6 protein-coding genes are annotated in these 2730 nt (G+C 57.8%); 2 read left to right on the top strand and 4 right to left on the bottom strand.

The features are described from left to right. A partial coding sequence (locus tag DL1_RS20585; protein WP_038070255.1) for a hypothetical protein occupies positions 1-271 on the bottom strand: 271 nt, incomplete at its 3' end. Positions 272-292: 21 nt separating this feature from the next. Next, complete coding sequence (locus DL1_RS20580; RefSeq protein ID WP_038070252.1) at positions 293-493, bottom strand: hypothetical protein; 201 nt, start codon at positions 491-493, stop codon at positions 293-295. 97 nt (positions 494-590) lie between these two features. Here DL1_RS20580 and DL1_RS20575 point away from each other — a divergent pair, with 97 nt between their 5' ends. Next, entirely contained in the window at positions 591-824 is a 234-nt protein-coding gene (locus DL1_RS20575; RefSeq protein WP_038070250.1) for a hypothetical protein, read from the top strand. After that, the gene (locus DL1_RS21440) at positions 805-957 is read left to right on the top strand and encodes a recombinase family protein (RefSeq protein WP_342727074.1); all 153 of its coding nucleotides are present in this window, start codon (positions 805-807) and stop codon (positions 955-957) included. The genes DL1_RS20575 and DL1_RS21440 overlap by 20 nt, the downstream gene beginning before the upstream one ends. A gap of 161 nt (positions 958-1118) precedes the next feature. Here the strand turns inward: DL1_RS21440 and DL1_RS21790 are convergent, their stop codons facing one another. Both DL1_RS21790 and DL1_RS20570 read right to left on the bottom strand, forming a co-directional pair. Beyond that, on the bottom strand, positions 1119-1262 hold the full coding sequence (locus DL1_RS21790; protein ID WP_156022759.1) for a hypothetical protein: 144 nt from the start codon (positions 1260-1262) through the stop codon (positions 1119-1121). Positions 1263-1274: 12 nt separating this feature from the next. Then, entirely contained in the window at positions 1275-2498 is a 1224-nt protein-coding gene (locus DL1_RS20570) for a tyrosine-type recombinase/integrase (RefSeq protein WP_428837391.1), read from the bottom strand. Positions 2499-2730: the final 232 nt, after the last annotated feature.

Raw genomic sequence — 2730 nt, 5'->3', positions numbered from 1 at the left:
CGGCTTCGTATAGCGCCTGATCTTCGGCGCTGGCGTCATCCCATTTTATGCCGGGCGCATCGCCCTCGGCGGCGCGGATGATTGCAGCCTCGACAAGCGGCTCGATCCACGGGCGCTCGCCGGTATCTTCGCCGCTTATCTCGCGCGCGACATGCGGCGCGAAGGCGGCGGCATCCGTCACGAGAAAGCCGCGCGGTTCTGGCTGATAGGGTAGCGCCGTGACCGGGATGCGGATCACGACTTCGTCTCCCTCTACTGCTGCAATCGTCATGTTGGTGCGCCTCCGGGGTTTTTAAGATTGGTGACGGGACAAGGCGTCACGTCGCGCCAGCGTCATGCGCGGGCGCTCGGTCAGGGCCCCATGCAGGTCATCCCATTCCTCGTGGTAGTGATCAGGCCAATTGGGATCGCAAGCGACCTCTTCCATAGCCGTCAGGAGGGCAACAGATGCCGCCTCCAGTTTGTCCCAAAGTGCAATTCTTGGGTTCGTCATATCGGCCTCCGGGGTCAGTTGGATCGTATGTTGACTGAATAAGCGATATCGGTTACTCAGTCAATAAGCGATATCGCTTACTGCCGAGGAAGAATATTTGACCGAATTTCCGATATCGGATACGAGCGTGCGCATGGGACGCCCGCCGATGAACGTGAAACCGACTGTTGTGCGCCTGACGCAAGAGGCGCTGGACCGCATCGAAAAGGTGGCGGGGCCAAACCAGCGCGCGGCTTTCATTCGCGAAGCAGTGGACAGCGAACTTGATCGCCGCGAAGGTCAGTCTGAAAACTCAGTCCAGAACGGCGGCGATGATGGCGAAAAGCAGTAATAAAGAAGCGGCCCAATCCGAGAAATTGACCGTTCGGCGGATCGGATATGCCCGCGTTTCGACAGCAGACCAGAACCCCGACATGCAGATCGCCGCGCTCGAAGCTTATTGCGTTAAATGTGGGTCATGCTGACAGTTTCTGCCATCGCTTGGATTGCAGCCGGTTTAGCTGGATATATTGCGCATGAGGCCTTCAAGGAGGCACAAGGGTGGCGCCGATCTTTTGAGATCTTGCAGCAGCGCGTCTCGGTTATGGAGGCGGAAAATGCCCACCAGTGAGCGGATCGAAACCGATCAGTCGTAATAGCGGCGGCGGCGTAGCCACCCACGGATTTCATCGATCACCCACCAGATGCCCCAACCAACCGCGCACACGGCCATGAACATCAGAAAACCGGGGTCGAGCCACGGAATAAGCGGTATATCTTGCGCTCCCATCTAGATCTCCTCCTACAACGCAATTGGTTCAATCAATTCCTTTAGATAGGAAAGATCTGCGCCTTTTCCATACCGCTCGCGGTTTAGGCTGTGGCCAAACAAGTCGCGCCGGATCCGTTCATCTATTCCAGCTGCAAGCATTCGGTCTTCGAAAGCATGTCGCAAGCTGTAGAGAGAGTGCGCTGGCGTCTCCAACAGCTTGTTCGCGCGGAGATACTTGTTCACGGTGTCCGAAAGCGTCGGATTGTCGAAATACCGCGGGAAACCCTCGGGGCAAGATCGCATCGCCTCCAAGCTGATCCCGACGAGCGGAATCACGCGCTCCGAATGATGGTTCTTGAGTTGTCGACCTTCGGCCTTGATCTCAATGTGGGGCACCTTCGCGGACAGATGGATATGGTGGGGCTTGAGACCGGCAATCTCGCTCGGGCGCGCGCCGGTATTCACCATCGTCAGGACGATGCACCGGGCCTCCTCGTTGAGGCCGTCCAGCGCCCCGGGTGCGAGCAGCTTGTTCTTGATCCAGTCAATCGAGAAGGGGGGGCGCGTGCGCTTCTTCCCTTCATCGATCGCTAGGCCTTCGGTCTCGAATTTCAGCTTGATCGATTTGGCGCGCGCCACGGTGCGGATCGTAGAGGACAGGTAGACAAAATCCTTGTTGGCGCTGTTCGCGGTTAGATCGTTCTTGGAGATGCGCTCCCACCACCATGCGCGGAAATCGAAAAAGTCGGATGTGGTGATCTCGGCAATGTCCATGTCGCCTTTGAGATCCACAAAATTCTTGATCGCCTTTTTCCGTGGGTTCTTCCAGCGCCTGATTTGGTCGTCGCTCTTGCCCTTGGTCTTCGGTGCCTCGATGCGCCAGTATTCTTCCAGTGCAGCGTTGACGGTGATCTTCGGGGCCTCCGCGCCGCCGAGAACGGCCTCGGCCTCGATCACATCGATCTCGCCGCGCGTGTTGACGACATGCTCGATCCGGTTGAGCAGTTCATCCAGTGGCAGCCGGGAGACATCTGGCGCATTCAGGTATCGGTAGCCGCGCCGCGCCGCGAGATCCCGCGCGGCAGACAGTCGATCATTGCCTTCTGCCTCTGCACCTCGGAGCTTAGCCTCCCACGCCTCTATCATTTCGCCCCAGACAACGGGGGCCTTCTGCTGGGCGATATCTTCGGAATCGGTGCGTAGGGCGAGCCAGACATAATCACGCGGCTCGATGGCGGAGAACCGCTTTGGCACCCGCTTCCTGATCGAGAGAGTATTGCCGCGTCTTGTGAGCCTCATGCTTGATGTTTGCCCCGAAACGAGTAGCGTTTCAAGCTACTTTCTGAGCAGCGTTTTGTGCAGCGTTTTGTGCAGCATTTTTGGCGTGGTCAGGGCCTCGATGCGCGGCAGATTTCAAAAATTCTCAACAATACTTGGATGAAACGCGCGCTTGTGCTAGTCTTTGTGGCGGGCTTCGTCTCCGCCA

This window comes from Thioclava dalianensis, assembly GCF_000715505.1.
In the GTDB taxonomy this organism is placed as follows: domain Bacteria; phylum Pseudomonadota; class Alphaproteobacteria; order Rhodobacterales; family Rhodobacteraceae; genus Thioclava; species Thioclava dalianensis.
This window is presented reverse-complemented; position numbering and strand designations above follow the sequence as displayed.

Coding starts and splice junctions, on each gene's coding strand:
- DL1_RS20580 (WP_038070252.1), bottom strand. CDS start 493: ATGACGAACCCAAGAATTGCACTTTGGGACAAACTGGAGGCGGCATCT.
- DL1_RS21440 (WP_342727074.1), top strand. CDS start 805: ATGATGGCGAAAAGCAGTAATAAAGAAGCGGCCCAATCCGAGAAATTG.
- DL1_RS21790 (WP_156022759.1), bottom strand. CDS start 1,262: ATGGGAGCGCAAGATATACCGCTTATTCCGTGGCTCGACCCCGGTTTT.